Origin of the sequence: Lentzea kentuckyensis, from assembly GCF_002150765.1 — a bacterium.
In the GTDB taxonomy this organism is placed as follows: Bacteria; Actinomycetota; Actinomycetes; order Mycobacteriales; family Pseudonocardiaceae; genus Lentzea; species Lentzea kentuckyensis.
Genome location: NZ_MUYM01000006.1, coordinates 40,420 through 63,217 on the forward strand (window position 1 = coordinate 40,420; position 22,798 = coordinate 63,217).

27 protein-coding genes are annotated in these 22,798 nt (G+C 67.7%); 15 read left to right on the forward strand and 12 right to left on the reverse strand.

Annotation, left to right across the window (positions count from 1 at the left end; translation table 11 throughout):
* The first annotated feature begins 8 nt into the window (after nucleotides 1–8).
* From B0F77_RS04535 to B0F77_RS04545, 3 genes are read left to right on the forward strand one after another with little or no spacing between them, the layout of a single operon-like run.
* Nucleotides 9–1,430 carry a diaminobutyrate--2-oxoglutarate transaminase family protein gene (locus B0F77_RS04535; protein WP_245847825.1) on the forward strand — a complete coding sequence of 474 codons (1,422 nt, stop codon included), beginning with the start codon at nucleotides 9–11 and terminating at the stop codon, nucleotides 1,428–1,430.
* A complete protein-coding gene (locus tag B0F77_RS04540) occupies nucleotides 1,427–2,287 on the forward strand; it encodes a sulfotransferase family protein (protein ID WP_086661502.1) in 861 nt (286 codons plus the stop codon). The genes B0F77_RS04535 and B0F77_RS04540 overlap by 4 nt, the downstream gene beginning before the upstream one ends.
* Before the next feature lie 11 nt (nucleotides 2,288–2,298).
* Nucleotides 2,299–3,585 carry a lysine N(6)-hydroxylase/L-ornithine N(5)-oxygenase family protein gene (locus B0F77_RS04545; RefSeq protein ID WP_086661503.1) on the forward strand — a complete coding sequence of 429 codons (1,287 nt, stop codon included), beginning with the start codon at nucleotides 2,299–2,301 and terminating at the stop codon, nucleotides 3,583–3,585.
* A 45-nt stretch (nucleotides 3,586–3,630) separates the two neighbouring features.
* Here B0F77_RS04545 and B0F77_RS04550 read toward each other — a convergent pair whose 3' ends face one another.
* Nucleotides 3,631–4,503 carry a PHP domain-containing protein gene (locus B0F77_RS04550; RefSeq protein ID WP_158102591.1) on the reverse strand — a complete coding sequence of 291 codons (873 nt, stop codon included), beginning with the start codon at nucleotides 4,501–4,503 and terminating at the stop codon, nucleotides 3,631–3,633.
* Nucleotides 4,504–4,786: 283 nt separating this feature from the next.
* Between B0F77_RS04550 and B0F77_RS04555 the strand changes: the two genes are divergently transcribed.
* The 3 genes from B0F77_RS04555 (at nucleotide 4,787) to cysC (ending at nucleotide 8,363) form a co-directional block, all read left to right on the forward strand.
* Complete coding sequence (locus tag B0F77_RS04555) at nucleotides 4,787–5,620, forward strand: TauD/TfdA family dioxygenase (protein WP_158102592.1); 834 nt, start codon at nucleotides 4,787–4,789, stop codon at nucleotides 5,618–5,620.
* A 107-nt stretch (nucleotides 5,621–5,727) separates the two neighbouring features.
* Nucleotides 5,728–6,615 (forward strand): sulfate adenylyltransferase subunit CysD, encoded by an 888-nt coding sequence (cysD, locus tag B0F77_RS04560; protein WP_245847826.1) that lies wholly within the window; start codon nucleotides 5,728–5,730, stop codon nucleotides 6,613–6,615.
* Complete coding sequence (gene cysC / locus B0F77_RS04565; protein WP_086661506.1) at nucleotides 6,615–8,363, forward strand: adenylyl-sulfate kinase; 1,749 nt, start codon at nucleotides 6,615–6,617, stop codon at nucleotides 8,361–8,363. Before cysD ends, cysC begins: the two co-directional genes overlap by 1 nt.
* 314 nt (nucleotides 8,364–8,677) lie before the next feature.
* Here the strand turns inward: cysC and B0F77_RS47670 are convergent, their stop codons facing one another.
* The 3 genes from B0F77_RS47670 to B0F77_RS04580 form a co-directional block, all read right to left on the reverse strand.
* Nucleotides 8,678–8,842, reverse strand: coding sequence for a hypothetical protein (locus B0F77_RS47670; protein WP_158102594.1), 165 nt, complete (start codon nucleotides 8,840–8,842; stop codon nucleotides 8,678–8,680).
* Between the two features lie 14 nt (nucleotides 8,843–8,856).
* Nucleotides 8,857–9,012, reverse strand: a complete 156-nt coding sequence (locus tag B0F77_RS47675; RefSeq protein ID WP_158102595.1) for a hypothetical protein — start codon at nucleotides 9,010–9,012, stop codon at nucleotides 8,857–8,859.
* Nucleotides 9,013–9,092: 80 nt separating this feature from the next.
* On the reverse strand, nucleotides 9,093–10,226 hold the full coding sequence (locus B0F77_RS04580; RefSeq protein ID WP_086661580.1) for a LacI family DNA-binding transcriptional regulator: 1,134 nt from the start codon (nucleotides 10,224–10,226) through the stop codon (nucleotides 9,093–9,095).
* A 164-nt stretch (nucleotides 10,227–10,390) separates the two neighbouring features.
* Between B0F77_RS04580 and B0F77_RS47680 the strand changes: the two genes are divergently transcribed.
* The 3 genes from B0F77_RS47680 to B0F77_RS04590 all read left to right on the forward strand — a co-directional run bounded on the left by B0F77_RS47680 (nucleotide 10,391) and on the right by B0F77_RS04590 (nucleotide 13,448).
* Nucleotides 10,391–10,549 carry a hypothetical protein gene (locus B0F77_RS47680; RefSeq protein WP_158102596.1) on the forward strand — a complete coding sequence of 53 codons (159 nt, stop codon included), beginning with the start codon at nucleotides 10,391–10,393 and terminating at the stop codon, nucleotides 10,547–10,549.
* Nucleotides 10,550–10,702: 153 nt separating this feature from the next.
* Complete coding sequence (locus tag B0F77_RS04585; protein ID WP_086661509.1) at nucleotides 10,703–11,587, forward strand: nuclear transport factor 2 family protein; 885 nt, start codon at nucleotides 10,703–10,705, stop codon at nucleotides 11,585–11,587.
* Nucleotides 11,574–13,448, forward strand: a complete 1,875-nt coding sequence (locus B0F77_RS04590; RefSeq protein ID WP_086661510.1) for a protein-arginine deiminase family protein — start codon at nucleotides 11,574–11,576, stop codon at nucleotides 13,446–13,448. The genes B0F77_RS04585 and B0F77_RS04590 overlap by 14 nt, the downstream gene beginning before the upstream one ends.
* Before the next feature lie 229 nt (nucleotides 13,449–13,677).
* On the opposite strand, the gene B0F77_RS04595 is transcribed toward B0F77_RS04590, so the two are convergent.
* The 5 genes from B0F77_RS04595 to B0F77_RS04610 all read right to left on the reverse strand — a co-directional run bounded on the left by B0F77_RS04595 (nucleotide 13,678) and on the right by B0F77_RS04610 (nucleotide 15,544).
* The gene (locus B0F77_RS04595; protein WP_086661511.1) at nucleotides 13,678–14,061 is read right to left on the reverse strand and encodes an HPF/RaiA family ribosome-associated protein; all 384 of its coding nucleotides are present in this window, start codon (nucleotides 14,059–14,061) and stop codon (nucleotides 13,678–13,680) included.
* A 269-nt stretch (nucleotides 14,062–14,330) separates the two neighbouring features.
* On the reverse strand, nucleotides 14,331–14,525 hold the full coding sequence (locus B0F77_RS04600; RefSeq protein WP_086661512.1) for a cold-shock protein: 195 nt from the start codon (nucleotides 14,523–14,525) through the stop codon (nucleotides 14,331–14,333).
* 57 nt (nucleotides 14,526–14,582) lie between these two features.
* Complete coding sequence (locus tag B0F77_RS47685; protein WP_158102597.1) at nucleotides 14,583–14,747, reverse strand: RGCVC family protein; 165 nt, start codon at nucleotides 14,745–14,747, stop codon at nucleotides 14,583–14,585.
* Nucleotides 14,734–14,961: a hypothetical protein gene (locus B0F77_RS04605; RefSeq protein WP_086661513.1), complete on the reverse strand. Its 228-nt coding sequence runs from the start codon at nucleotides 14,959–14,961 to the stop codon at nucleotides 14,734–14,736. Before B0F77_RS04605 ends, B0F77_RS47685 begins: the two co-directional genes overlap by 14 nt.
* Nucleotides 14,951–15,544, reverse strand: coding sequence for a GNAT family N-acetyltransferase (locus tag B0F77_RS04610; RefSeq protein WP_086661514.1), 594 nt, complete (start codon nucleotides 15,542–15,544; stop codon nucleotides 14,951–14,953). Before B0F77_RS04610 ends, B0F77_RS04605 begins: the two co-directional genes overlap by 11 nt.
* A gap of 456 nt (nucleotides 15,545–16,000) precedes the next feature.
* Between B0F77_RS04610 and B0F77_RS04615 the strand changes: the two genes are divergently transcribed.
* The 4 genes from B0F77_RS04615 to B0F77_RS04625 all read left to right on the forward strand — a co-directional run bounded on the left by B0F77_RS04615 (nucleotide 16,001) and on the right by B0F77_RS04625 (nucleotide 17,904).
* Nucleotides 16,001–16,480: a DUF5994 family protein gene (locus B0F77_RS04615; RefSeq protein ID WP_143466560.1), complete on the forward strand. Its 480-nt coding sequence runs from the start codon at nucleotides 16,001–16,003 to the stop codon at nucleotides 16,478–16,480.
* Nucleotides 16,477–16,632: a DUF6307 family protein gene (locus B0F77_RS48635; protein ID WP_169730885.1), complete on the forward strand. Its 156-nt coding sequence runs from the start codon at nucleotides 16,477–16,479 to the stop codon at nucleotides 16,630–16,632. The genes B0F77_RS04615 and B0F77_RS48635 overlap by 4 nt, the downstream gene beginning before the upstream one ends.
* 56 nt (nucleotides 16,633–16,688) lie before the next feature.
* On the forward strand, nucleotides 16,689–17,516 hold the full coding sequence (locus B0F77_RS04620; RefSeq protein ID WP_086661516.1) for a transglutaminase domain-containing protein: 828 nt from the start codon (nucleotides 16,689–16,691) through the stop codon (nucleotides 17,514–17,516).
* A gap of 184 nt (nucleotides 17,517–17,700) precedes the next feature.
* Nucleotides 17,701–17,904 (forward strand): cold-shock protein, encoded by a 204-nt coding sequence (locus B0F77_RS04625; protein ID WP_086661517.1) that lies wholly within the window; start codon nucleotides 17,701–17,703, stop codon nucleotides 17,902–17,904.
* A gap of 87 nt (nucleotides 17,905–17,991) precedes the next feature.
* Here B0F77_RS04625 and B0F77_RS04630 read toward each other — a convergent pair whose 3' ends face one another.
* Both B0F77_RS04630 and B0F77_RS04635 read right to left on the reverse strand, forming a co-directional pair.
* On the reverse strand, nucleotides 17,992–19,032 hold the full coding sequence (locus tag B0F77_RS04630; RefSeq protein WP_086661518.1) for a fatty acid desaturase family protein: 1,041 nt from the start codon (nucleotides 19,030–19,032) through the stop codon (nucleotides 17,992–17,994).
* 44 nt (nucleotides 19,033–19,076) lie between these two features.
* On the reverse strand, nucleotides 19,077–20,240 hold the full coding sequence (locus B0F77_RS04635; RefSeq protein WP_245847827.1) for an AI-2E family transporter: 1,164 nt from the start codon (nucleotides 20,238–20,240) through the stop codon (nucleotides 19,077–19,079).
* A 507-nt stretch (nucleotides 20,241–20,747) separates the two neighbouring features.
* Here B0F77_RS04635 and B0F77_RS04640 point away from each other — a divergent pair.
* Together B0F77_RS04640 and B0F77_RS47690 are read left to right on the forward strand one after the other, a co-directional pair.
* Complete coding sequence (locus tag B0F77_RS04640) at nucleotides 20,748–21,104, forward strand: HPF/RaiA family ribosome-associated protein (protein ID WP_245847828.1); 357 nt, start codon at nucleotides 20,748–20,750, stop codon at nucleotides 21,102–21,104.
* Between the two features lie 241 nt (nucleotides 21,105–21,345).
* Nucleotides 21,346–21,522, forward strand: a complete 177-nt coding sequence (locus tag B0F77_RS47690) for a hypothetical protein (RefSeq protein WP_158102598.1) — start codon at nucleotides 21,346–21,348, stop codon at nucleotides 21,520–21,522.
* 130 nt (nucleotides 21,523–21,652) lie between these two features.
* Here B0F77_RS47690 and B0F77_RS04645 read toward each other — a convergent pair whose 3' ends face one another.
* Nucleotides 21,653–22,564: a tetratricopeptide repeat protein gene (locus tag B0F77_RS04645; RefSeq protein WP_245847829.1), complete on the reverse strand. Its 912-nt coding sequence runs from the start codon at nucleotides 22,562–22,564 to the stop codon at nucleotides 21,653–21,655.
* Nucleotides 22,565–22,798 lie beyond the last annotated feature (234 nt).

Consider the following 22,798-nt stretch of genomic DNA (forward strand, 5'->3'; position numbering starts at 1 on the left):
CAACACCTATGGGCGCCACTGCGACCGAGGTAGTCGACGATCACGCCGGCCTGGCGCCGGACGGGGTGCCAGTGCTGCGCACCACCATGCCCGGCCCGGTGAGCCGCGGGTTGCTGGCACGGCAGGAGGAACGGGAATCGCGGGCGCGGTCGTACCCCCGGCGGCTGCCCATCGCGATCAGGAGAGGCGCCGGCAGCTTCGTGCAGGACGAGGACGGCAACGTCCTGATCGACTTCCTGACCGGAGCGGGGGTGCTCGCGCTCGGCCACGCGCATCCGGAGCTGACCAGGGTGATCAGGGAGCAGGCCGAGGTGCTGACCCACGGTCTCGACTTCCCGACCGCGGTGAAGGACGACTTCACGACCGAGCTGTTCGGCCTGCTGCCCGACCACGTTCGAGCCCGCACCCGCGTGCACTTCTGCGGACCGACCGGCGCCAACGCCGTCGAGGCCGCCATCAAGCTGTGCAAGCAGGCCACCGGCAGAGGCGAGATCATCGCCTTCCACGGCGGGTTCCACGGCATGACCCACGCCGCGATGGCGGTGTCCGGCGACACCGGCACGAGGGCGGCCGTGGCCAACACCATGCCAGGAGTGCACTTCTACCCGTTCGCGTACTGCCACCGTTGCCCGCTCGGCCTCGAGGCGAGCTCGTGCGCCACGAACTGCGCCGAGTACCTGGAGAAGGCGCTCCGGGACAGCCACGCCGGCATGACGAGGCCCGCTGCCGTGCTGCTCGAACTGGTGCAGGGAGAGGGCGGCGCGGTGATCGCGCCGCCCGAGTTCGTCCGGCGGGTCCGCGAGGTGACCCGCGAGCTCGACGTGCCGCTGATCGTGGACGAGGTGCAGACCGGGTGCGGGCGGACGGGGGAATGGTTCGCGTCGGACCACTACGGCATCGAACCGGACGTGCGGGTGGTGTCGAAGATGTTGTCCGGCGCGGGCATGCCGGTCGCCGCCATCCTCTACGACGAGCGGCTCGACACGTGGCAGGCGGGCGCGCACACCGGGACGTTCCGCGGCAACCAGCTCGCCTTCGCCGCCGGCGCGGCGTTCCTGCGGATCATGAAGCGGGATCGGGTGCTCGACAACGTGCGGGCCAGGGCGGAACAGGCGCGTGACGCGCTGGCGGAAGTCCAGCGCGCGCACCGCGAGTTCATCTCCGACGTGCGCTGCCTGGGCCTGATGATCGGTGTGGAGTTCAGCCGGCCGGACGGACGCCCGTGGCCGGATGCCGCCGCGCGGGTGCAGCGCGAGGCGTTCGCGCGCGGGCTCATCCTCGAGCTCGGGGGCCGACACGACTGCGTCGTGCGGATGCTGCCGCCGCTCAACGTCAGCGAGCGCACCACGGCCGTCGCGCTGGAGATCTTCGCCGCCGCGGTCGCCGCCGTCCACGATCTTGTTCGTTCTGGAGAAGAGGGGCTTCGTTGACCGTCACCGAGCAGGACAGCCGCGTGGTGAACGCCGCGCTGTCGTCCACCTGCGATCCCCGCGCTGTGCTGATCTCGCCGCCGCGCACCGGTTCCACCGCGGTGGCACGCATCCTGTGGCAGCACACGGCCTTCCGCTACCACTGCCACGAGCCGTTCGAGGCGATGTACTGGGGTGGCAAGGGTTTCGGCTCCGCGTCCGACGTCCTGCTCAACCCCATCGAGGTCAGGGGCGGGGCGCGGGTCTCGCTCGCCTCGCGGCAGCCGCCGGGCGGGGTGCTGATGAAGGAGATGAGCTTCCAGCTCGATGCCGACCAGTTCGAGTACCTCGCGGCGCTGGCCACGCTTCCGGTCATCTTCGTCATGCGCGACCCCCGGCTGTCCACGACGTCCCGGCTGCGCATCGTGCGAGAGCTCGACGGCACCGACACCTTCCCGGCCTTCGAGAGCGGCTGGCCGTCCTTGCTGGACCAGGTGACGACCTGCCGGAGGAACGGGATCCCTTACGTGCTGGTCGATTCCGACGACCTGCGGGCCGATCCCGACGGGATGGCACTCGCGCTGCAGGACGTGCTCGGCCTGCGCGAGGAGCCGGACCTGCACAGCTGGGCACCGCGGCCGGGACTGCGACTGTGTTCGCCGGAGGTCGGCGCGCTGATGAGCAGCGTGCGGCAGGCCGACGACCCGTTCTACCGCAGGGTGCTCTCCAGCGAGGGGATCCAGCCTCCCGACCGCGTCGACTGGGACCGCGAGAACAGGCTGATCTCCGACGCGGGGCTCGCCGCGGACGTGGAGGCGTGGTGCGAGACGTACTTCGCACTGCGTGACGACCCGGCGCTGCTCGCGTCATCACACTGAGAGCGGGGAACATGTCCTACTGCCACGATGTGCTCGGGGTCGGCTTCGGGCCTGCGAACCTGGCGCTGGCCGTTGCCTTCGCCGAGGACCTGCCGGAGGTCACGACGTGCTTCCTCGAGGCGCAGCGGGATCCGGTCTGGCAGGGCGGCATGATGCTCGACCGGGTCAACATCCAGAACCACCCGAGCCGTGACCTGGTGACGTTGCGGAACCCGCGCAGCCGGTACAGCTTCCTCAACTACCTGTTCGAGCAGGGCAGGCTGGTGGAACACCTGAACCTGCCGGTGGAGTTCCCGCTGCGCAAGGAGTACGCGGGCTACGTCCGGTGGGTGACGACGCAGTTCGAGCACGTCGCACGGTTCGGCACCAGGGTGACCGGGATCGCCGTCGACACCTTCGGCGGTGAGCCGGTCTACGTCGTCACCACCGACGGCGGCGACCGCGAGCTGGCACGGGTGCTCGTGGTCGGCACCGGCAGGACACCGCACGTGCCGGAGCCGTTCGCGGCGGCCGGCCTGTCCGCGCGGGTGTTCCACCTGACCGAGTACCTGCACCGGGTGCGGGAACTGCCGGAGCCGCGCCGCGTGGCGGTCGTCGGTGGCAGCCAGAGTGCGGTGGAGATCGTGCTCGACCTGGCGCACCGGTTCCCGCGCACGCAGGTCGTGAACTACGTCCGCACGAACAGCCTGCGGCTCAAGGACAACAGCCCGTTCAGCGAGGAGGGCTACTTCCCCGAGTTCACCGACTACTACTTCACGGCGAGCCGCGCGGGCAAGCGCGTGCTGGACGACTACATGAGGCTCACGAACTACTCCTCGAGCGACGACGACGTGCTCAAGGAGCTCTACCTGCTGATCTACGAGCAGCGGCTCGACCACGACCAGCGCGTGTTCGTGCAGGGCAATCGCCAGGTGCGGGCCGCGTCCGTGCGGGAGGACTCGGTGCTGCTGGAGGTAGAGGAGGTGCACACCGGTGTCCTCGAGTCCGACGAGGTCGACGCCGTGGTGCTCGCGACCGGCTTCCGCGACCTCGGGCCGGAACCCGGCCAGGAGCCGTACCCGGCGCTGCTGGCCGGGGTCATCGACAGGTTCAGGTTCGACGACGACGGCTATCTGGCGGTGAACGCCGACTACAGCGTCACTCCGGCCGGCCCGGCGACACCGCCGCTGTTCCTCAACGGACTGTGCGAGTCGACCCACGGCATCGGGGACGCGGGTTCGTTCAGCCTGCTGTCGTTGCGGGCCATGTCCATCCGGGACAGCGTGTACAAGCGCCTGTCCGGCGGGACGCGGCGGTGACCGCGGCCGGGGTGCCGGTGCTCGGCCTGGACGGAGCTGCTCGGGTCACGTCACTCGCCGAGCGGCGTCCGTGAGGCGGGCGACGGTGTCGAACGGATCCGCCGCATGACCGGGCATCGAGCCGGGCAGCGGTGCCCAGGACTTGACGTCGCCGTGGAAGTCCGAGCCCTGGGTGGCGATGAGCCCCAGCTCGCGGGCCACGCCGAGGTACGCCTCCGCGGTGTCGCGGTCGTGCCACGTGCTCCAGGTCTCGACACCGTGCAGACCGGCCTCGGCCAGCGGCCGGAGCGCCTGCACCGCGTCGGTCGGAACGAGCGACCGGCCGGGGTGCGCCACCACGGCGACACCACCGGCGTCGCGCACCCAGCCGATCGCGTCCTCGATCGTCGGGAACGCCGGGTCGGGCACGTGGAACGGCTTGCCCGGTCGGAACAGCGACTCGACGAGCTCCCGGTACGGCGCGCCCTCGTACCGGGCGTAGTCCGGATGGCGCAGCAGATCGGGCAGCACCACGTCCAGGAATCGCCCGAAGAATGGCAGATAGGACGCCTGGAGGAAGGCGTCGACGGTTTCGCGTTCGACCTCGACGCCTGTCTCTGTGAGGAGCTGAAGCCATTTCCCGTACATGGCGCGTTGTCCTGACGAAATCGCCTCGACCCGTTCGGTGAACACCGGGTCGTCGCCGACGTGGTAGGCGAGAAGGTGCCAGGTCTCGTCACGCCAGGTCGTGGATATTTCGCATGCCGTGATGGTCTGAATACCATTTTTCGCGGCCGCCGCCGCGAATTCTCGGGTGCCGCGCAGCGTGTTGTGGTCGACCAGGGCCATGACCTCGACGCCCTGCTCAGCGGCAGCATCGACGACCGCGGCGACGTCCCAGTCCCCGTCCGAATGCGACGAGTGGACGTGCAGGTCCACCGGTGAACTCGTCAGATTTCCGGCACTGTTCATGAGCTCCCTCGAATCCGTTATTCGACAGCGAGTAAATCCAGCATCCGGGGTCGTTGTCAATCCGCGAAGGTAATTTCATCAGCTGAAACAAGGCCTTGGGTCCCGTTGGTCCCGTGGCTAGCCTCGCACGAGGTCTCTGGTGTCTTCTCGGCTCGAGAGGGGCGAGTTGGCCGATATGTGGCCGATTGAGTTGTTGGATTCTCCGGAGTCCGCGCACTGGGGGCCGTCCGCACGAGAAATGGGGACAGAAATGACTGCTGTCTGGGGCGCGAGTGCGCGCACCGATGTCGCCCGAACGATCGACCACACCGAGATCGAGACCGCTGCCGGGTTCGAGAGGATGCTGTCCGTTCTCCGCGAGGAGGGCATCGTCATCGTTCGCGGCTTCTCCCGCGAGGCTGCCGACCTGGTGGCGTTCGCGCAGCGGGTCGGCACGCCGGAGCCCGGTGTGCTGGGCGACGGCTCGCTGACGCCGGACCAGCCGATGTACTGGGTCAACGACGTCTCGAGCAAGAAGAAGCCGTCCGAGGTGCTCAAGCAGCACACGGCCGGTGCCCACCAGGCGGTCGAGCCGACCATCCACCTGCTGCTGATGGTGGACAAGGCCGACCCGGAGTTCGCCGACGCGGACATCGACAACGGCCAGTCTCAGTTCAGCCGGGTCGACGACGCTGTGGCACGGATGTCCTCGATGTTCGGGGAAGCGGCCGCCGAGGCCGCCCTCGAACTGCTGCTCGAGACTCCGATCAGCACGGAGTTCCCCGCGGACTCGCCACGGGTCGACCCGATCCTCACCAGGGGCTCGGACGGCACGTGGGCGTTCCGCTACTGGGGCCGGGTGCGTGAGCACGCGGTCAAGGGTGGTCTGACGGAGGAGCAGATCGAGGCGTTGCGCATGTTCGACGAGGCGCTCAACGCCGAGAAGTTCGAGTTCGTGATGGAGAAGGGCGACCTGGTCGTCCTGGACAACCGCCGCACGGCCCACGGCCGGCGTGCCTTCCCCGCCTACGAGCAGGCTGCGGACGGCACCCAGGTCGAGTCCAGGCGACGGATCTTCAACATGCACATCTCCGGCGCCATCTGATCGAAGTCGTGCGGCCTGCTCTCCGGCGGGCCGCACGACCGCACGTTTCCAGTCAATACCGAACAACGTTCAGATTAAGGCGGCTGGCCACCGATGCGGGTGATCGCGTGAACCACCTGGACACGTTGGAAGCGGACAGCATCGACATCTTCCGCGAGGCCGTGGCGGAGAGTGAGCGGCCGGTGCTGCTGTACTCGATCGGCAAGGACAGCTCGGTGCTGTTGCACTTGGCGCGCAAGGCTTTTTACCCGTCGAAGCCTCCGTTCCCGTTGCTGCACGTGGATACGACGTGGAAGTTCCGGGAGATGATCGCGTTCCGGGATTCGGTGGTGGCGTCGCTGGGGCTGGATTTGATCGTGCATCGCAATCCGGAGTGTGTGGCGCTGGGGATCAATCCGTTCGATCACGGTTCGGCGCGGCACACGGATTTGTGGAAGACGCAGGGGTTGCGGCAGGCGTTGGACGCGGGCCGGTTCGACGTGGCGTTCGGTGGGGCGCGGCGGGATGAGGAGGCGTCTCGGGCGAAGGAGCGGGTGTTCTCGTTCCGGACGGCGCAGCATCGGTGGGATCCGAAGAACCAGCGGCCGGAACTGTGGCGGTTGTACAACACGCGGGTGGCGCCGGGGGAGAGCATCCGGGTGTTCCCGCTGTCGAACTGGACCGAGCTGGACGTGTGGCGCTACATCGAGCGGGAGCGGATTCCCGTGGTGCCGCTGTACTTCGCGGCACAGCGGCCGGTGGTGGACCGCGACGGGTTGCTGATCATGGTGGATGACGATCGGATGCCGTTGGTGTCGCCGCCGCGGTCCGAGCTGATCCGGTTCCGGACGCTGGGGTGTTATCCGCTGACGGGGGCGGTGCGCAGTGCGGCGCGGACGGTTGCCGAGATCGTCGAGGAGATGCGGGCGGCGACGACGTCGGAGCGGCAGGGGCGGTTGATCGACCACGACCAGAGCGGGTCGATGGAGCGCAAGAAGCAGGAGGGATACTTCTGATGGAGCTTCTGCGATTCATCACCTGTGGCAGCGTGGACGACGGCAAGAGCACGCTGATCGGCCGGCTGCTGTACGAGTCGAAGCTGCTGTACGCGGACCATCTGGCGGCTCTGGAAGCGGATTCCCGGCGGGTCGGGACTCGGGGTGGTGAGCTGGACTTCGCGTTGCTGGTCGACGGGCTGGCCGCCGAGCGCGAGCAGGGCATCACGATCGACGTGGCGTACCGGTACTTCGCGACCGAGGCGCGGCGGTTCATCGTCGCGGACACGCCGGGACACGAGCAGTACACGCGCAACATGGTGACCGGGGCGTCGACCGCCGATGCCGCGGTTCTCCTGCTCGATGCGCGCAAGGGTGTGCTCGAGCAGACGCGGCGGCATGCGCGGATCGTGTCGTTGCTGGGTATCCGGCACGTTGCGGTGGCGGTGAACAAGCTGGATCTGCTCGGGTATTCGCGGGAGGCGTTCGAGAAGGTGCGGGCCGAGTTCCCCGACACCACCTGCGTCCCGATGTCGGCGACCGAGGGCGTCAACGTGATCGGGCACAGCGAGCTGACGCCGTGGTACGACGGGCCGACCCTGTTGCAGTGGCTGGAATCGGTGGTCATCCCGGCCGAGCCGGACGGGCCGTCGCGGTTCCTCGTGCAGTGGGTCAACCGGCCGGACGCGTCGTTCCGCGGCTTCTCCGGCAGGGTGCTGCGGGGCACGTTGCGTCAGGGTGACGAGGTTCGTGCCGGTGAGCGATCCTCCACTGTGGATCGGATCGTCACGATGGACGGTGATCTGGCCGAGGCGCCCAAGGGTTCTTCGGTCACCGTGGTGCTGGCCGATGACGTGGACGCGAGTCGTGGTGATGTGCTGGCGGCGGCCGCGGATCCACTCGGTGTGGGCGACTCGTTTCAGGCTCAGCTGGTCTGGTTGAACGAGAACGAGTTGCTGCCGGGTCGGCGGTATCTCGCGAAGATCGGAGCGCGGACTGTCGGGTTCACCGCGACCAAGGCGTTGCGGCTCAACGAGATCGGCACCGATACTGTGCACTTCGACGCGCCCGTGCCGTTCGAGAGCTACCGGGTGAACCGCGACCTGGGCTCGTTCGTGGTGCTCGACCGGCTGACCAACGCCACGGTCGGCGCCGGGATGATCGATCACGCGCTGCGGTCGTCGAACCTGCGCTGGCAGACGCTGACCGTCGACAAACGAGCACGGATCACCCGCAACGGCCACCGGCCCTGCGTGGTGTGGCTGACCGGACTGTCCGGCGCGGGCAAGTCCACCATCGCGGACCTGGTCGAGAAAGCACTGCACGCCGACGGCCGCCACACCTTCCTGCTCGACGGCGACAACGTCCGGCACGGCCTGAACTCCGACCTCGGGTTCTCCGACGCCGACCGCGTCGAGAACATCCGCCGCATCGCCGAAGTCGCCGCACTCATGGTCGACGCCGGGCTGATCGTGCTGGTCTCGTTCATCTCCCCGTTCCGCGCCGAACGGGCGTTGGCCCGCGAACTGGTGACCGAGAACGAGTTCTGCGAAGTCTTCGTCGACACACCGCTGGCCGTGGCGGAAGAGCGTGATCCGAAGGGGCTGTACGCCCGTGCTCGTCGAGGTGAGCTGGCGAACTTCACCGGCATCGACTCACCCTACGAACCACCGGAGAACCCCGAGATCAGGCTCGACACCACCGCACTGAGCCCCGAGGCAGCGGCGGAGGTCGTGGTGGCCACGCTTCGCCGCCTCGGCGTCTGCTGACCTCCTCGGCGCTGCCAGCAGAACTGCCGTGATCACATCGCTGTCTGTGCGGGAGGTGGAGCTGACCACCCGGCGTCACCGAATGGCTGAACCTGATCCATGACGGCCTCGGCGCGCTTGCTCCACGCGAGGATCGTTGTCACGTCTGGAGCGTCCGTCAGGAGGTCCTGCAGGAGCGGGAGCGGCACCGTGGAAGGAAAGGTGCTGGAGGTGATGAGGAGGACGAGCGAGGGGGACTGGGTCTACATCATCGACAACCCCTACGGCGTCTGATTCTCGTCATCCCGGCATCACCGTCAGGCGACGGAACCTCGTCACGGCAGCGGCGGCCGTATCGACTTTCTCGATGCGGCCGCCGCTTGCTTTCCGGTGTGGTCCGGGCGTAGTTGGCTGGTGAGGGTGAGCAGGTCTTCGACGTGGCGTTGTGCGGTGAAGACTCCGCTGCCGACGGTGAACAGGTCGGTGCCGGCGAAGTCCACGCGGGCACCGGCTGTCACGGCGCCGAGCAAGGGGTGCCGGTGAAGCCGGGTCGTACTGGGCGCCGTAGGCGGGCGGGGTTCGCCACGTACTGCGAGGTGTCCGGCTGGCTGATCCACTGCGGCACTTCGGAGACGAACCTGCTGACCGTGTCGGACTCGTCGGCGCTCACGCGGGTGGAGGGCGCCCGTGACGCCAGGGTCTGCCCAACCGCGCGCACCGCCGTGTGGTTCGACGGCAGGACTGGGCGAGTTACGCCCCTTCGTCCGGGACGGCGTCGGCCTTGATGTGGCAGGCCGGGTGCAGCCGTGCTGCATCAGGTCGAGCGCCCACAGCGTCGACTGGACTGCTTTCCCGCACCGGGCGCCGGGTGGACTGGCGAGTGGACAGCGCCGGCTGCACGAGTCGGCGTCGGTCCACCCCGGTGCGGGCGTTGATGAGAGCGATCAGCAGGTCGACCGCTTCCTCGCCCACCCGGTCCGGGCGGAGGCTCACGGTGGTGACGGGCGGGGTCGTCGTCGCGTAGTCCGGATCTTCGCTGATGCACGCCACCAGCAGATCCCGCGGTACCCGGAGCCCGTGGTGCCGGGCGGCGGCGAGGATGTTGTGGCCAGAGTCGGAGTAGATGCCGATGACGGCGTCTGGTCGTGGATCGTGGTGGAGCAGCCGGCCGACCGCGTCCCGTTCCGCCGTGAAGTAGTCGGGCAGTGAGTCGTACTCCTCGACGAGGGTGGCCATGTCGCGTTCGGCGCACCAGGATGCGTAGGCGCGTCCGATCTGGTGTGGATACGTGTCGTCGTGCAGCGGCAGGGTGAGCCCGATCCGTCGGGCGCCGGCCTCCGTGAGGTGGTCGAGCAGCAGGCGCAGGCCCGTGTCGTAGTCGGTGGCCACCCACGCGTCGCCCCAGCGCGGCTGGGGCGGCCGGCCTTCGCTGACGATCGGGATGCCGCGCTCCCGCAGGAGGGCACACACCGGGTCGTCGGCGCGCGGTGCGACGTGGATGACGCCGTCCAGCGGCGTGTTGAGCCACATCCACGGTGACGACGAGCTCGGCATCACCATCAGCAGGTAGCCGCGCTCGTGCGCCGCCGCCATCGCGCCCAGCGCCAGCTGCGCGTAGTACGGGATCTCGGTATACGGCACGGGAAGCTCGCCGTACGTCGTCATGGTCAGGCCGAGCACACCCGTGCCGCCGCAGGCCACGGCCTGGGCCGTGCTGGCAGGGGCGTAGCCGAGTTCGCGGGCCGCGGCGATCACGCGCTGTCTGGTCGCCTCGGACAGCCTGCCGGTGCCGTTGAGCGCGTTCGACACCGTGGCGGTGGAGACCCCGGCCCGAGCGGCCACGGCTCCGAGCGTGGGACGCCGCCAGACACGAGTGTTCTTCATGTCCATCTCAACAGCCCTGTACCTGTTTGTGGTTAAGACGTTAATCACTCAACCTACCGGCGACAGCGGCCGGAACCGCCGCCGGGTCTGGAGTGATCACCTGTCAGATGGCGTTGGTGGCACAGACGCCCAGGGTTTCGTGGCCGCTGGGAGGAGTGTCTCAAATGGACAAGAGGGAAGCGGTGGAGACGAGAATTTCCCAGATGCGGCAACGCACCGCAGCTCCGGTCGTTGCGGCGCGGTGGGCGCTGTGGACGTTTGTCATCGTCAACCTGGTGATCGTCGAGCTGCTGTTCCTCACCGCGGGACCCTGCGCGGCCTGAAGGTTCCTGACCAGCAAGTGCACTCCGAGCGGTTCGCCCTGGCCTGACGAGCGGAGACAGGCGATCTTCAGAGGTCGGGCAGCCCCGCCACCAGCCGCCAGATGCCGAGCAATACCAACAAAGTCCGTTTCGGACCGTACACAGGAGACTCGAATGGGATACCGGAAGACCCTGCCCTGGATCGCTACCGTGGCCTTCTTCACGACCGCATGCAGCGGCGCGTCCGGCTCCGGCCCGGCCACCGTGGCCGGCTCGTCGTCAGCGTCCGAGGAGCAGAACAAGGCGCTTGTTCTGCGCCTGTACTCGGAGGCGTTCAACCAGGACAAGACCGACGTGGTCAGGGAACTCGTCGGAGCGGACTACGTACAGCACGACAAATCGGTGCCCGGCGGAGCAGACGGTCAGGTCAAGCAGTTCCAGGACCTCAAGGCGAAGATTCCCGGCGCGGTGGCGACCGTCAAGCGCACGGCCGCCGACCGCGACCTGGTGGCCGTGCACTGGCACGCGTCGGCCACCCCGGCGAACGAGGCGACCGGCGAGGCCAAGATCGACCTGTACCGGGTCGGCAACGGCAAGCTGGTCGAGCACTGGAGCATCACGCAGACCGTGCCGGCGACGACGGCCAGCGGCAACTCCCTGTTCAGCGACGAGTACAAGTACCCGAGCGGGACGCCGACCCTGTCCGAAGAGCAGGAGGAGAAGAACCACCAGTTCGCGGTCGAGGCCTACCGCAAGCTCTCCGACGGCGACGCGGCCGTGATCGACACCAGCTGGGATCCGCGGTACTACCAGCACAACCCGGTGGCCCCGAACGGAACAGACCCGCTCAAGCAGTTCATGCAGCAGCAGGGCGTCACCCAGCCCAGCGGCACCCCCAGCGCAACCACCGGCGGCGGCCGCACCCAGTTCGGCCACACCCTCGCCGACGGTGACCTGGTGTGGGTCTCCAGCTCCGACTACGTCGTCGTGGACATCTTCCGCGTGGTCGACGGAAAAATCATCGAGCACTGGGACGTGGTCGCCGATGGCCAGCAGTAGCCAGGGAGGAGAGACCCGTCTGAGCCGCAAGACTCTGATCATCGTCACCGTCGTGGTTCTCGCCGTGTCGGCCGTCGGTGCTACCGCGGTCGTCATCGCCGCCGGACGATCCGGGGACGGTGTCCGCATCGTCGCCGACGTGGACCATGACGGTGCCGTCGACGAATGGGCCGCGCGGCGGACCGGCGGCGCCCTGGTGCTGCCGAACATCGGTGTGAGCGGCGTACGTTGTCAGGACACGCGCAGCACCGCCAGTGACAACGAGCTCGAAGCGTGCCATGACGCCGCGGGCGAGGTCGCGCACGCCCCGCAGAACCTGGCCCCCGTCAGGATCCTCCCGTTCACCCAGGTCTCCGACAAGGCGGAGGGAACGCTGCGGGTCGACGGTGACCCGCGGGGGAAGATCCGGGTGTTCCGCAAGACCAGTGACGAGTGGACCTATCTGAAGCCGGGCGCGACGTTCACCGCGCAGGACCTGCGTTCCGGTGTGGAGCTCGGTGTCGACTCACGTGACGTCATTCGCGACGAGGCCGTTTGGGACGGCCTTTTCACGCTGCGGGTGGACGTCTCCGAGGGGTGGTTGCGGTCCTCGTCGGACTCGGTCCCGATGGCCGTCGCGCCGCTGATCCTGCACAACCACACCGAGCGCGTGACCACCCTGTTCGCCCCGCGCAGCGGTGACCGGGCCGACCATCAGACGTTCGTCCGCGACCTCGGCGACGCGGTGGCCAAGATCGGCGGCGTCGAACTGAAGACGCTGGCCACCGACGACAACTGGGCTCAGGACCTCGTGGAGTTCGGGTACGTGTCCATGCCGGGACCGGGCGGGACAACCCGTGCCGTCGAGATCGCGGTGCGCTCACCCCAGCCCGGCCGGGTCGGTGGCCGTGCGGTCTTCGACCTGCGCGGTCCGGGGTTTGGCGCGGTGCAGACCGGCGGCAAGGGCTACCACCAGGTCAGCTCGTTCGGCAATCTCGAGACCATTCCGCCGTACGAGCACAATGGACGGTCGTTTCCGGCGGGACGGATCATCTACGGCGACGGTGGACAGGGTGCGGGCTTCGATTCCCAGGCACTCACCCTTTTCGCGTCGCAGGGAGTCCAGGATCCGCTCAAGCTCGACACGTCGTGGCTGGCCATCGCGCACGTCGACGAGTTCGTCCAGTTCCTGCCCGCGGACAACGCCCGCGGCTGGACGATCGCGGTCGCCGACCCGCGGGCGGCTGTCGAGGCCCTGCGCACGACGCAGGCCGCCGGGCACGGCGCGGTCCGCGCCAGCAGCCGTCCGGACGCACGCGCGGTGACCGTCGACCAGCTCCTGAGCGATCAGAAGTTCCTGGCCGGCAACACCGAAGCGGCCGAGTCGATCGACAGGAACCTGAAGATCCTGATGGACGAGACAGGAGTGAAACGGGAGGAAGTCGTGAGTGTCCCGGCGTTGTTCCGCAAGGACGGTCTCGGGTCTGGCGGTGACGACCTGCCCGGTACAGGTGAACCCGGCCCGCTGCCGACCGAAGAAGATCCCGCCGCGAACACGTACGCGCCCGATCGTCCCTTCGACGCCGCCACCGCACAGGACAGCCCGATCGAGTACGCGCAGGGCTCGTTCTCGGCGTACGTGCCAGGCGCGGTCAACGGCATCGTGATCGACCGCAAGCACTACCTCGCCCCGCGTCAGTGGGGACCTGTGGTCGACGGCCGTGACGTCCTCCAGGACGCGGTCGAACGCGCCTACCGCACCGTCGGGATGGAGGTGGGGCACATCGACGACTACCCGACCCACCACGTCATGGGCGGCGAGATCCACTGCGGGACCAACGCGGTCCGGGCGGTCACCAAACCCTGGTGGACCAAGGCCTGAGCACCCACGGACGACCTGACGTCCCCGAGGACACCACGAGCCTGCCGCGGACGAGGTCGGAATGCCACGACTGGTGCGGACGTGCTGAGGATCGCCGCCGAGAACCGCCACTCGGGCGAGATGTGCGAACGCGCGAAAAGCAGGGCTCCGCAAGTCTGGAACCCTGCTCTGGCTGTCTTGCTGAGACTGGAGAAACTTCCCCGCTGCTGGTGTCCGGCATCCCACAGGCCTATTCGTGCTTGGGCAATCCGGGCACCAACTTCAGTGTGCGGTTGCTGCGTGGATCAGTGCGTGTCTTGGCCGTGTCGACCTGCCGGACCAGCTCGTCGCAGACATCGCTCAGCGCCGTGGGCAGATCGCGCTCCGAGGATGTGGCGACGAGGTGAAGGCGTGGTCTGTGGTCGATCCAGCATTCCAGGGTGAGTCGTTGCTCGGCGCCCTGGCGGTCCTTCAGGCTGATTTCCAGGTCGATCTGGTCGTTGCGGAACGACCGCAACGGCGGACCGAGCGCGGTCAGGCGTTCCGAGACCCATCCGCGTTCAGATGCGAGGAATCCGGTGGCGAGGCGTAGACGTTGGGCGATGACCGGAGCGTCATCTGGAATGTGAGGCATGCGCTCGTCGTCCTTTGTGGAGTGTGCACGGCTGCTGCCGGGCGATGGCTTGCCGGTGTTCAGGCTTGTCCTTCGCCGTGTCGGCGCCGGCTCACGGAACAGGTTCCTGTAGGAGCGCTGCTCGTCGTTGGAGAGATTGGGATTCGCTCGTGAGTGGTGGCGGCAAACCGGCGTGATGAGGCCGGTGCCCCTCGATCGGGGGATGGTCGAGGGGCACCGGGTCGGTGTCTCCGTCAGCGTGTGTCAGCTGGTAGGAGCACGATGTGAGGTCAGACGGCGCGGACGGCGGTGGCCTGCGGGCCCTTGGGGCCCTGGGTGACCTCGAACTCGACGCGCTGGTCGTCCTCGAGGCCGCGGTAGCCGTGGCCGTCGATCTCCGAGTGGTGCGCGAAAACGCCAGGCCCGTTCTCGCAACATCGTTTCCACGAGCGTGATGAACCACGATCACAAAACTCTACGACCATCCCGCACAACACCGCCGTGGCCAGTTTGGTTCCCGTGGTGACATCAGGTGTCGTGTGTCACCGGCAGATGCAGCCTCGGGGCAGCGCGGCAGCCATGGTCGCGGTGCAGTAGCGAACGCCGATCGGGTCGTGCTCGTGCGACGGGTGCGGGCACACGGCACAGATGGCGGCAGCGTCGGAGTGGCCGGCCGGTACAGCGATTCGCAGCTCAGACGTGGGCATGCGGGTGCTCCGATGATCGATGCTGGAACGAGAGGATGCGGGGGGTCAGGATGGTTCCGTCGCGGATCGCGATGGCACGCCGGATGATCTCGCTGGAGTCCCAGGCGCCGGTGAGCATCGTGCGCAGGTGCGGGAGCAGCGCTTCGCTGATCCACGTGTGCCCTGTTTCCTTGATGGTGTCGGCGGCAGCGCGACGAAGGGCGTCAGTCGCCACTGAGGTTGGGCGGCTGGAGTGCCGTGGGCGCCGCCAGGTCGAGGTCGGCCGCACGGAGCCGGAACACCTGCAGCTCGACATCGAAATACTTGGTGGTCTCGCCGACCCAGTGCATGCCGTTGTTCCGGACGGTGGCCGCGGCGCGGGCGTTGCCGGGCCGGACGACGGCGAAGATCTCCTGGACGTCCTGGCTGAACGCCCAGGCGGCCAGCGCGTGGGTGGTCTCGGTGGCGTAGCCGTTGCCCCAGGCGTCGGGGCGCAGCTGCCAGCCGATCTCCAGATCTTCGTTGCCCGGCGGCAGCGGGAGCAGAACGGCGCCGCCGATCACACGGTCGTCGGTGTTGCGTTGGATGGCCCATCGGCCTGCCGGAGCAGGCAACCGGGCGTCTTCGGCGCTCCACTGCTGCAGCAGCAGCCGCATGGCCGCCAGGTCGGGCACCCGGTCCATGTCGGGGCTGAGCCAGCGAGTCACCTCGGCGTGGCCGTAGACGTCCAGCGCGGCCTGTGCGTCGTCGACCAGCCAGGGCCGCAACGTCAGCCGCTCCGTGGTCAACGCGTGGGTGGTCCAGGTCGACGTGCTCATATCGGTACTCCGTCCCCCGGCTGCGTGAGCTGGCCGGGTGATGTTCGAGCAAATGGACCGATATGGATCGTCAGGCCATTTCGGGGAGGATCGAGGAGGCCGTTGAAAAGCGGCACTTTTCTCCATACTACACGCACGGCTGGCACGTATGAGCGAAGTCTGCGTGATCAGAAAAACCGCGAACGCTTCCTGAGAATCACCTGTGACTGCTGAGCTGCGGGTTTGCTTGCCAGAGGCGTTTTTCTGCCTTGGATCAACCGCCGAAGGTGGCGGCTCATAAATTTGACAACATTTCGGTCGATCATGGCTGAATCGGTGTAGAGTTGAGTTGTCGAGAACATCTCGTACGTGAGTGGTCAAGCTCATGTCGTGCTCGGCGAAACCTATACCGGCCGTTTTCCGGTCGGGGACGGGAGTCCCGGCATGACGTCGGCACCCCACCTTCCCATCGCCCCAGTGGCCACTGCGGTCATCGAGCGGCCTCGGCACCCGCAACGATTGAGGTTGCGGCCGAAGGCGCCCACGACGGGGTATGTCGACGGTGCCTGGTGGCCACGTTCCCGGGACCTCGCCGCCGAACTGCCGGCGTTGCTCGCAACGCTGGCGGTTCGGCTGGGCGACGTCCTGCGGGTCAGCTACAACCTCACCGAGTGGGACTCCGCGCCCCGCCGCATCATCGGTGGCGGCCGCCAGATCCGGCTCGACGGGTTCATCTCCAGGCCCGCGCACACCGTGGACGTGCTCGCGGCGGACAAACGCCGTCTCACGCTGCTCGTCGTGCCGTCGACCACCGATCCGGCCGCCGCGCACCAGACCATGATGCTCGCGACGGATCGCGACAACTCCCAGACCGTCGACGACCTGCTCGCCGCGGGCGTCAGCGTGGCCACACCGACCGAACGAATCCCAGAACAGAACAGCAGGTGCACCTCATGACCACGTCGACCTATGTGACCTTGTACGAGCGCAGAGTCAAGCTGGTCCAAGAAGTGCTGTCCGCGCATGCCAAGCTCAGCAAGAAGGACGCACGAGGCCTCGCAGTGCACGTGCTGGGCGCGCTGGACCACATCCCGGAGCAGGTGCGCTGATCACTGACTCACCCCGGTCGAACAGTCCGAGCATCCCTGCCGCCGAGGAGTCGCCTGTGAGCACCCGGCTGCTGCGCATCGGGTGCACCTTCACCTACCGCGCAGAGGTGCCGACCTCAACAGTGTTCCAAGTCCGGCCCGTCGGGGACCAGGACCTGCAGGTGACCCGCGAACGGCTGGTGTTCGAGCCCGACCTGGCCCTGCGGCACTACCAGGACCTGTACGGCAATCCCTGCACCCGAGTGGTCTTGCCGACGGGTCCGTCCACACTGCACTACAGTGCGCTGGCCGTCGTGTCGGACGCCGTCGAGGACATCGATGAGGATGCGCCGGAAGCGGCGCCTGCGGATCTTCCGGACGACGTGCTCCTGTACACCCTGCCCAGCCGCTACTGCCTTTCCGACGCACTCGGTGACGAGGCATGGTCGAGGTTCGGAGCGCATCCGCGCGGCTATCGCCGGGTGCGGCAGATCTGCCAGTACGTCCACGACCACCTGAGCTTCGGCTACGGGACTTCCACCGCACTGTCCACGTCGGCCGACGTCAACGCCGCGGGTGTCGGCGTCTGTCGCGACTTCGCGCATCTGGCGATCTCGTTCTGCCGGGCGCTCAACATTCCGGCCCGCTACGTCTTCGGCTACCTGCCGGATCTCGACGTGCCACCCGACGGGGCACCGATGGACTTCGCGGCGTGGATGGAGGTCTGGCTGGGCGACCGCTGGTGGACCTTCGACCCGCGCAACAACACGTCCCGCAAAGGGCGCGTCGTCATCGGTCGTGGCAGAGACGCCGCCGATGTCGCGATGGCCACCACCTTCGGTGGCCCTTGGCTGGAGTCGATGGTCGTCCACGCCGAAGAGGACTTCGCGCTCGTCTGGCGATGACGCGGTGGGGAGCGGGGTGTCGCCGAGTGGCAGGTGTAGTGTGGTGCCATCAGTCATGGTTCCGAAGTACCGGTCGCCCGTGATCACGTGTCACGGGCGTTTTGCTGTTCAGCGTCTCCGCGGGCCATGACGGATCACCCCCGGCTCCGCATCGTGTGGGTGCCGAATCATGCTTGGAGTGCACATGGCCACCGGAACCGTCAAGTGGTTCAACGCTGAAAAGGGCTTCGGCTTCATCGAACAGGACGGCGGTGGCGCCGACGTCTTCGTGCACTACTCGAACATCGCCGCCCAGGGCTACCGCGAGCTCCAGGAAGGCCAGAAGGTCTCCTTCGAGGTCACGCAGGGACAGAAGGGCCCGCAGGCCGACAACGTCGTCCCTGCCTAGTCCGTGTTCAGCCGCTGGTAGACCAGCGGCGTGCACGCACGAACACCAAAGCCCGCCGGTTGAGTCCAACCGGCGGGCTTTGCTCGTTCACTGTGCCGGGTGGCGCAGCGGTGACCCGGCGTCGTGCAGGTGGCGCAGTACCTGGGCGTAGGAGTGGCGCAGGGTGGTTTTGCTGTACGGGATGCCGTGCCTGATGCAGAAGTTCTCGACGACGGGTTGTGCGCGCCGCAGGTTCGGGCGGGGCATGTGCGGGTAGAGGTGGTGCTCGATCTGGTGGTTGAGGCCGCCGAGCAGGGCGTCGACCCATCGGCCGCCCGTGACGTTGCGGGAGGTGAGCACCTGTTTGTGGAGGTGGTCGAGGCGCTGGCCCTCGGTGATGATCGGCATTCCCTTGTGGTTCGGTGCGAACGAGCAGCCGAGGTAGACGCCCATGAGGCCTTGGTGCACGGCGATGAACACGATCGCCTTCGCCGGCGACAGCATGAGGAACACCGCCGTCAGGTAGGCGAGCATCGGCAGAATCTGGAGCGCGGCTTCGCGCCACGGGTTGCGCAGTTCGTTGCGGCACAACGCGACGAGGCCGGAGACGCGTAGCACGGCGGCTTCCGCGAGCAGCAGCGGGAAGAACAGGAACGCCTGGTGCTTGGTGATCCAGCTGTACAGGCCGCGTTTCTGGGCGGCCTGTGCCCGGCTGAACGCCAGGGCGTGGATCTCGATGTCCGGGTCGTGGTCCTCGTGGTTGGGGTTGGCGTGGTGGCGGTTGTGCTTGGCCACCCACCACTGGTAGCTGATGCCGGTGAGGCCGCCGTGCAGATGTCCGACGACGTCGTTGTTGCGATGACCGCGGAAGATCTGCCGATGCCCCGCGTCGTGCCCGATGAACGCCAGCTGTGTTGAGGCCACGGCCAGAACGGCTGCCGTGAGCAGTTGCCACCAGGAGTCACCCAGCAGCGCGAACGTCACGGCGATCGCGCCGAGCAGCAGCGCGTTGACCGCCATCCGCAGCACGTAGTAGCCGCGCCGCCGATCCAGCAGGCCGGCGGCCTTGAGTTCCTTGGTGAGGCGGGCGAAGTCGCTGCCGCGAGGGCGGTCAGCCGTGTCTGTCGGGGCGACGTGGGTTGAGGTCATGTATTTACTCCGGGTAGATGGCTGGGTGGAGCCGTTGTGGGGGTTCACTTCTCGGCTTCGGTGTCCAGGCCGGGTTCGTCCGGCCCGGACTCCTCGGGTTGGCTGGTGTGCACGTCGGCGGGTGACACGTGTTCGTCCGCTTCGCTGCGCAGGGAGCGGATCGCGGAGTTGAGCACCGCCAGCAGGGGAACGGCGAGCAGTGCGCCCGCGATGCCTGCCACGAGCAGGCCTGCCGCGATGGCCAGCACCACCGCGAGCGGGTGCAGCTTCACCGCGCGTCCGAGCAGGAACGGTTGCAGGATGTGGCTTTCCAGCTGGTTCACCGCGATGACGATGATCAGGACGATCACCGCGGCCAGGGGACCGTTCGCGACGAGCGCGATGAGGACGGCGACGGCGCCGGCCACCACCGCGCCGAAGATCGGGACGAACGCGCAGATGAACACCAGCGCCGCCAACGGAACCGCCAGCGGCACGCGCAGCACGGCCAGTCCGATGCCGATGCCGATCGCGTCCACCACCGCGACCGCTCCGGTGGCGCGGACGTAGCTGACCAGTGCGGCGAGGCTGCGCCGGCCTGCCACGTCGATCCGCCTGCGGGGTCCGTCGGGAACGACACGGATGAGGAACTGCCAGATCCGGGGTCCGTCGTAGAGGAGGAACGCGAGCGCGAACAGCACCAGCAGCATCTCGGCGAAGGTCTCGCCGACTGTCGCCGCGGTGGTGATGGCGCCCGTCGTGATGCCGGACTGGTTGTCCTGCAACGTCTTCACGATCCGGTCGGCGAAGTCGCGCAGCTGCGTGTCGCTCAGCTGCAGCGGGCCGTCGACCAGCCAGCCGGAGATCGAGTCGATGCTGCGGGCCAGTTGCGCGGCCAGGTCCGGCAGGCCGTTGACGAAGGTCACCACGACGAACGTCAGCATTCCACCGAGCAGGAGCAGTCCGCCGACCAGTACCAGTGCCGTGGCGAGACCCCTGGGAACACGGTGCGCCATCAGGAAATCGACGGCCGGTGCGAGCAAGGCGGCCAGCAGCAGCGCGATCGCGAGCGGCACGGCGAGCGCCGCCAGCCTGCTGAAGATGACACCGACGACGTAGAGCGCCGCGACCACGACGAGAAAGCGCCAGCTCAACGCCGCGCTGACCCGCAGCACAGCGGGAATCGGGTCCCGCGTGCGCGGCACGTCACCGCGGTCGGTGGTCACCACGTCCACACCTCCAGTGTCGATCTCCGACGCCGGGGTCTGGGATCATCGATGAGTTGGCAGGCGTCCGCCTGCGTCTGCTCGGAGTTCCCTGCCACGCCGGTCACAAACCCGGCTGGGCAGCAGGCGATCGCGAACCACTCAGGGTCGTGGCTGTTTTCTGACGTCGACGCGCGGTGGGGCCGTGGTTTGGTGAGTACAGCCTGAGCTTGACCGCTGAGGCGCGAGAGTTTCTCGACAAAATCAACCCTACGCCGTTCCGCGCCTGATCGGCTGAAATATCACGCGTTGTTTGTATCGGGACATCGTCGCCGGATTCTCATGTGAATTTCAGGTGATGTGCACGCAGGTGACATAGAGTATGTGAAAGAGATTTTTTCGACGTTTTCAGGTTTGCGGCTCAGACCAGCTTCCCGCCCGCAGGGCAGGCGGTTCGCCTTGGCCATGAGGAGAGATTTCAGTGAGCACCGTCAGCGACAACGCATGAACGCTACTCCCGAAGATGCTTCAGTGATCGCACAGCGCCTGCACCTCGCCAGCGGCTTCCACTCCTCCGAACGCGAGTGGGTCGTGGATCGCCTGGCCGCGCTCGGTTCCCGTCTGCGGTCGTACCGCGACGACGAGATCGAACTGGAGATCAGCCTCAAGGATCGCAAGGGCGCCGAGCAGCGCGTCATGCTGCAGTGCTGGATCAACCACGGCCACCGGCTGCACCTCGTCGCCACCTCGGCCGAGCGGGAGCTTCCCGCGGCGCTCAACGAGGTCCGCGACGAGCTGATCCGTCAGGTCGGCGAGACCAAGACCCGCACCGAGCCGCGCAGCAACCGCGCGCTGCGGTCCGTCCCGACACTGCCCGAACTCGGCTAGCGGCACAGGCGCCGCTCGGTCCGGCGGCTCGTGCTCGGCGGCGCGGCTTCGCCCGCCGGGTGCCCTCCGCTAATGCTCCACAATGGACGGAAAGAAGAAGGCGGCATGCCGTCAGGTCGCGTCGTTGTGATCACGGCCCGGGGGAGCTGTGTGGCACGTCGTAGCACCGGCGGTCAAGCTGATGCCGCCTTGGGCGCACCACGGGACCCGGCTGGGTTCAGCTGGAGGCGGGAGCGCCGAGATGATCGCGGATCTGCTCTGCGCCACTGCGGCGTTGACCGTGCAACACGGTCTGAGGTTGCCGCTGAAGCCGGATGCGATGTCCGACAGGCACTTCGCCGGCAGCTGGCGACCACTGTCGACCGACCCGGCCATCGATGTCCCCGCGCTCGTCATTCCGGCCAAGCGGCCCTGGTGACACCGGAGTCGCGCTCAAGACTGGCTTCCCGCCTGTAGGGACGTCGACGTCTGGCCAGCGCCTCACCGGTCCCGGTCGACTGGGCGCGGTCGCGCTGCCCAGGTGAATCCGCTTCGTCTCGGTTGGACGTTCACTGTTCCGCGACGAGTTCGAACTCGGTGTCCAGCAGCTGTCGTGCGTCGAGGTCGCCCCACGAGGCGGCCTTTTCGAGGACGTCGGCGGCTTCGTTCTCGTCGCCCTGGTCGAGCAGGAACGCGCCGAGGTGATAGCCGGCGGCAGGCTCGCCGAGCTCCTCGGCCAGCCGGTACTCGCGTGCGGCGGCCACGAGGTCGTTCTGGTGGCGGTGCAGGAACTTGGCGTAGTCGATGTGCGCCTGCTGAGCGTCCAGGTCTATCGCCTCCCGCAGCAGCTGCTCGGCTTCATCCAGGCGTCCGAGTTCGGCATAGACCTCGGCGAGCGCGCAGTAGGTCGTCGGCCTGGCGGTGTCGACGTGCCGCTCCGCCACGGCGAGCGCGGCGGCCACGTCGCGCCGGTCGTGCAGATGAGTACGGGCCAGATTCGCTGGTGCGAGCGTGTCGCCCAACTCAACGGCACGCTCGAACATCTCCACCGCTTCGTCGAGGCGGTCCTGCTCGGCCAGGAACAACCCGAAGTTGTTCATCGCCTTGCTGTTGCCTTCGGCGACGGCCAGCAGGTATGCGGCCTCGGCGTCATCGCGCATGCCGAGATCGGCCAGCACATCGCCCAGCACATCGGCGAGATCGTCGCGTCCGGCGGCGACCAGAGGGCCGAGCAGCTCCTGCGCCTCGATCAGTCGGCCCCGTTCGAGGTAACCGCGAGCCAGGAGGCGGGCGGCTGCGGGTTCGCCCGCGGCGACAGCCTGTTCGAGCACTTCGATCGCGCGGTCGTGCGACACCTGTTCGGCGCGGTTGTCGAGCAACTCAGAGCCATGACAGCTCAACGGACCTAAGACAGGCTCACTCATCAGGTCACCCACAATCTGCACGAAGGCTAGCCCACGTGCAGACGGTTCCTCGACCACACGGTGCGGGCCGCCGGGGGTGGACCCGCACCGTGCTACCGGACCCGCGCGGCCGCTGGCTGCTCAACGACATCGCTCAGCCTGCCAGACCATTCGCGCGATCCTGGTACGTGGGCCGAAGAAGCAAACCAGGAGGGCTTACCGCTCCGTGGCGGGTGAAGTGCGGATATTGCAAACGCCGGATGGAGGAACGCCGCGCGGTCCTCGGACCCCAGCCACGTCGGTGCCAAACAG

What these genes read in the sequence shown, in the direction of transcription:
- B0F77_RS04625 (WP_086661517.1), top strand. Translation starts at nt 17,701, where the DNA reads ATGGCCACCGGAACCGTCAAGTGGTTCAACGCTGAAAAGGGCTTCGGC.
- B0F77_RS04600 (WP_086661512.1), bottom strand. Translation starts at nt 14,525, where the DNA reads ATGGTCGTAGAGTTTTGTGATCGTGGTTCATCACGCTCGTGGAAACGA.
- B0F77_RS04580 (WP_086661580.1), bottom strand. Translation starts at nt 10,226, where the DNA reads ATGAAGAACACTCGTGTCTGGCGGCGTCCCACGCTCGGAGCCGTGGCC.
- B0F77_RS04630 (WP_086661518.1), bottom strand. Translation starts at nt 19,032, where the DNA reads ATGACCTCAACCCACGTCGCCCCGACAGACACGGCTGACCGCCCTCGC.
- B0F77_RS04535 (WP_245847825.1), top strand. Translation starts at nt 9, where the DNA reads ATGGGCGCCACTGCGACCGAGGTAGTCGACGATCACGCCGGCCTGGCG.
- B0F77_RS48635 (WP_169730885.1), top strand. Translation starts at nt 16,477, where the DNA reads ATGACCACGTCGACCTATGTGACCTTGTACGAGCGCAGAGTCAAGCTG.
- B0F77_RS04590 (WP_086661510.1), top strand. Translation starts at nt 11,574, where the DNA reads ATGGCCAGCAGTAGCCAGGGAGGAGAGACCCGTCTGAGCCGCAAGACT.
- B0F77_RS47690 (WP_158102598.1), top strand. Translation starts at nt 21,346, where the DNA reads ATGATCGCGGATCTGCTCTGCGCCACTGCGGCGTTGACCGTGCAACAC.
- B0F77_RS04555 (WP_158102592.1), top strand. Translation starts at nt 4,787, where the DNA reads ATGACTGCTGTCTGGGGCGCGAGTGCGCGCACCGATGTCGCCCGAACG.
- B0F77_RS47685 (WP_158102597.1), bottom strand. Translation starts at nt 14,747, where the DNA reads ATGCCCACGTCTGAGCTGCGAATCGCTGTACCGGCCGGCCACTCCGAC.
- cysC (WP_086661506.1), top strand. Translation starts at nt 6,615, where the DNA reads ATGGAGCTTCTGCGATTCATCACCTGTGGCAGCGTGGACGACGGCAAG.
- B0F77_RS04545 (WP_086661503.1), top strand. Translation starts at nt 2,299, where the DNA reads ATGTCCTACTGCCACGATGTGCTCGGGGTCGGCTTCGGGCCTGCGAAC.
- B0F77_RS04595 (WP_086661511.1), bottom strand. Translation starts at nt 14,061, where the DNA reads ATGCCTCACATTCCAGATGACGCTCCGGTCATCGCCCAACGTCTACGC.
- B0F77_RS04610 (WP_086661514.1), bottom strand. Translation starts at nt 15,544, where the DNA reads ATGAGCACGTCGACCTGGACCACCCACGCGTTGACCACGGAGCGGCTG.
- B0F77_RS04585 (WP_086661509.1), top strand. Translation starts at nt 10,703, where the DNA reads ATGGGATACCGGAAGACCCTGCCCTGGATCGCTACCGTGGCCTTCTTC.
- B0F77_RS47680 (WP_158102596.1), top strand. Translation starts at nt 10,391, where the DNA reads ATGGACAAGAGGGAAGCGGTGGAGACGAGAATTTCCCAGATGCGGCAA.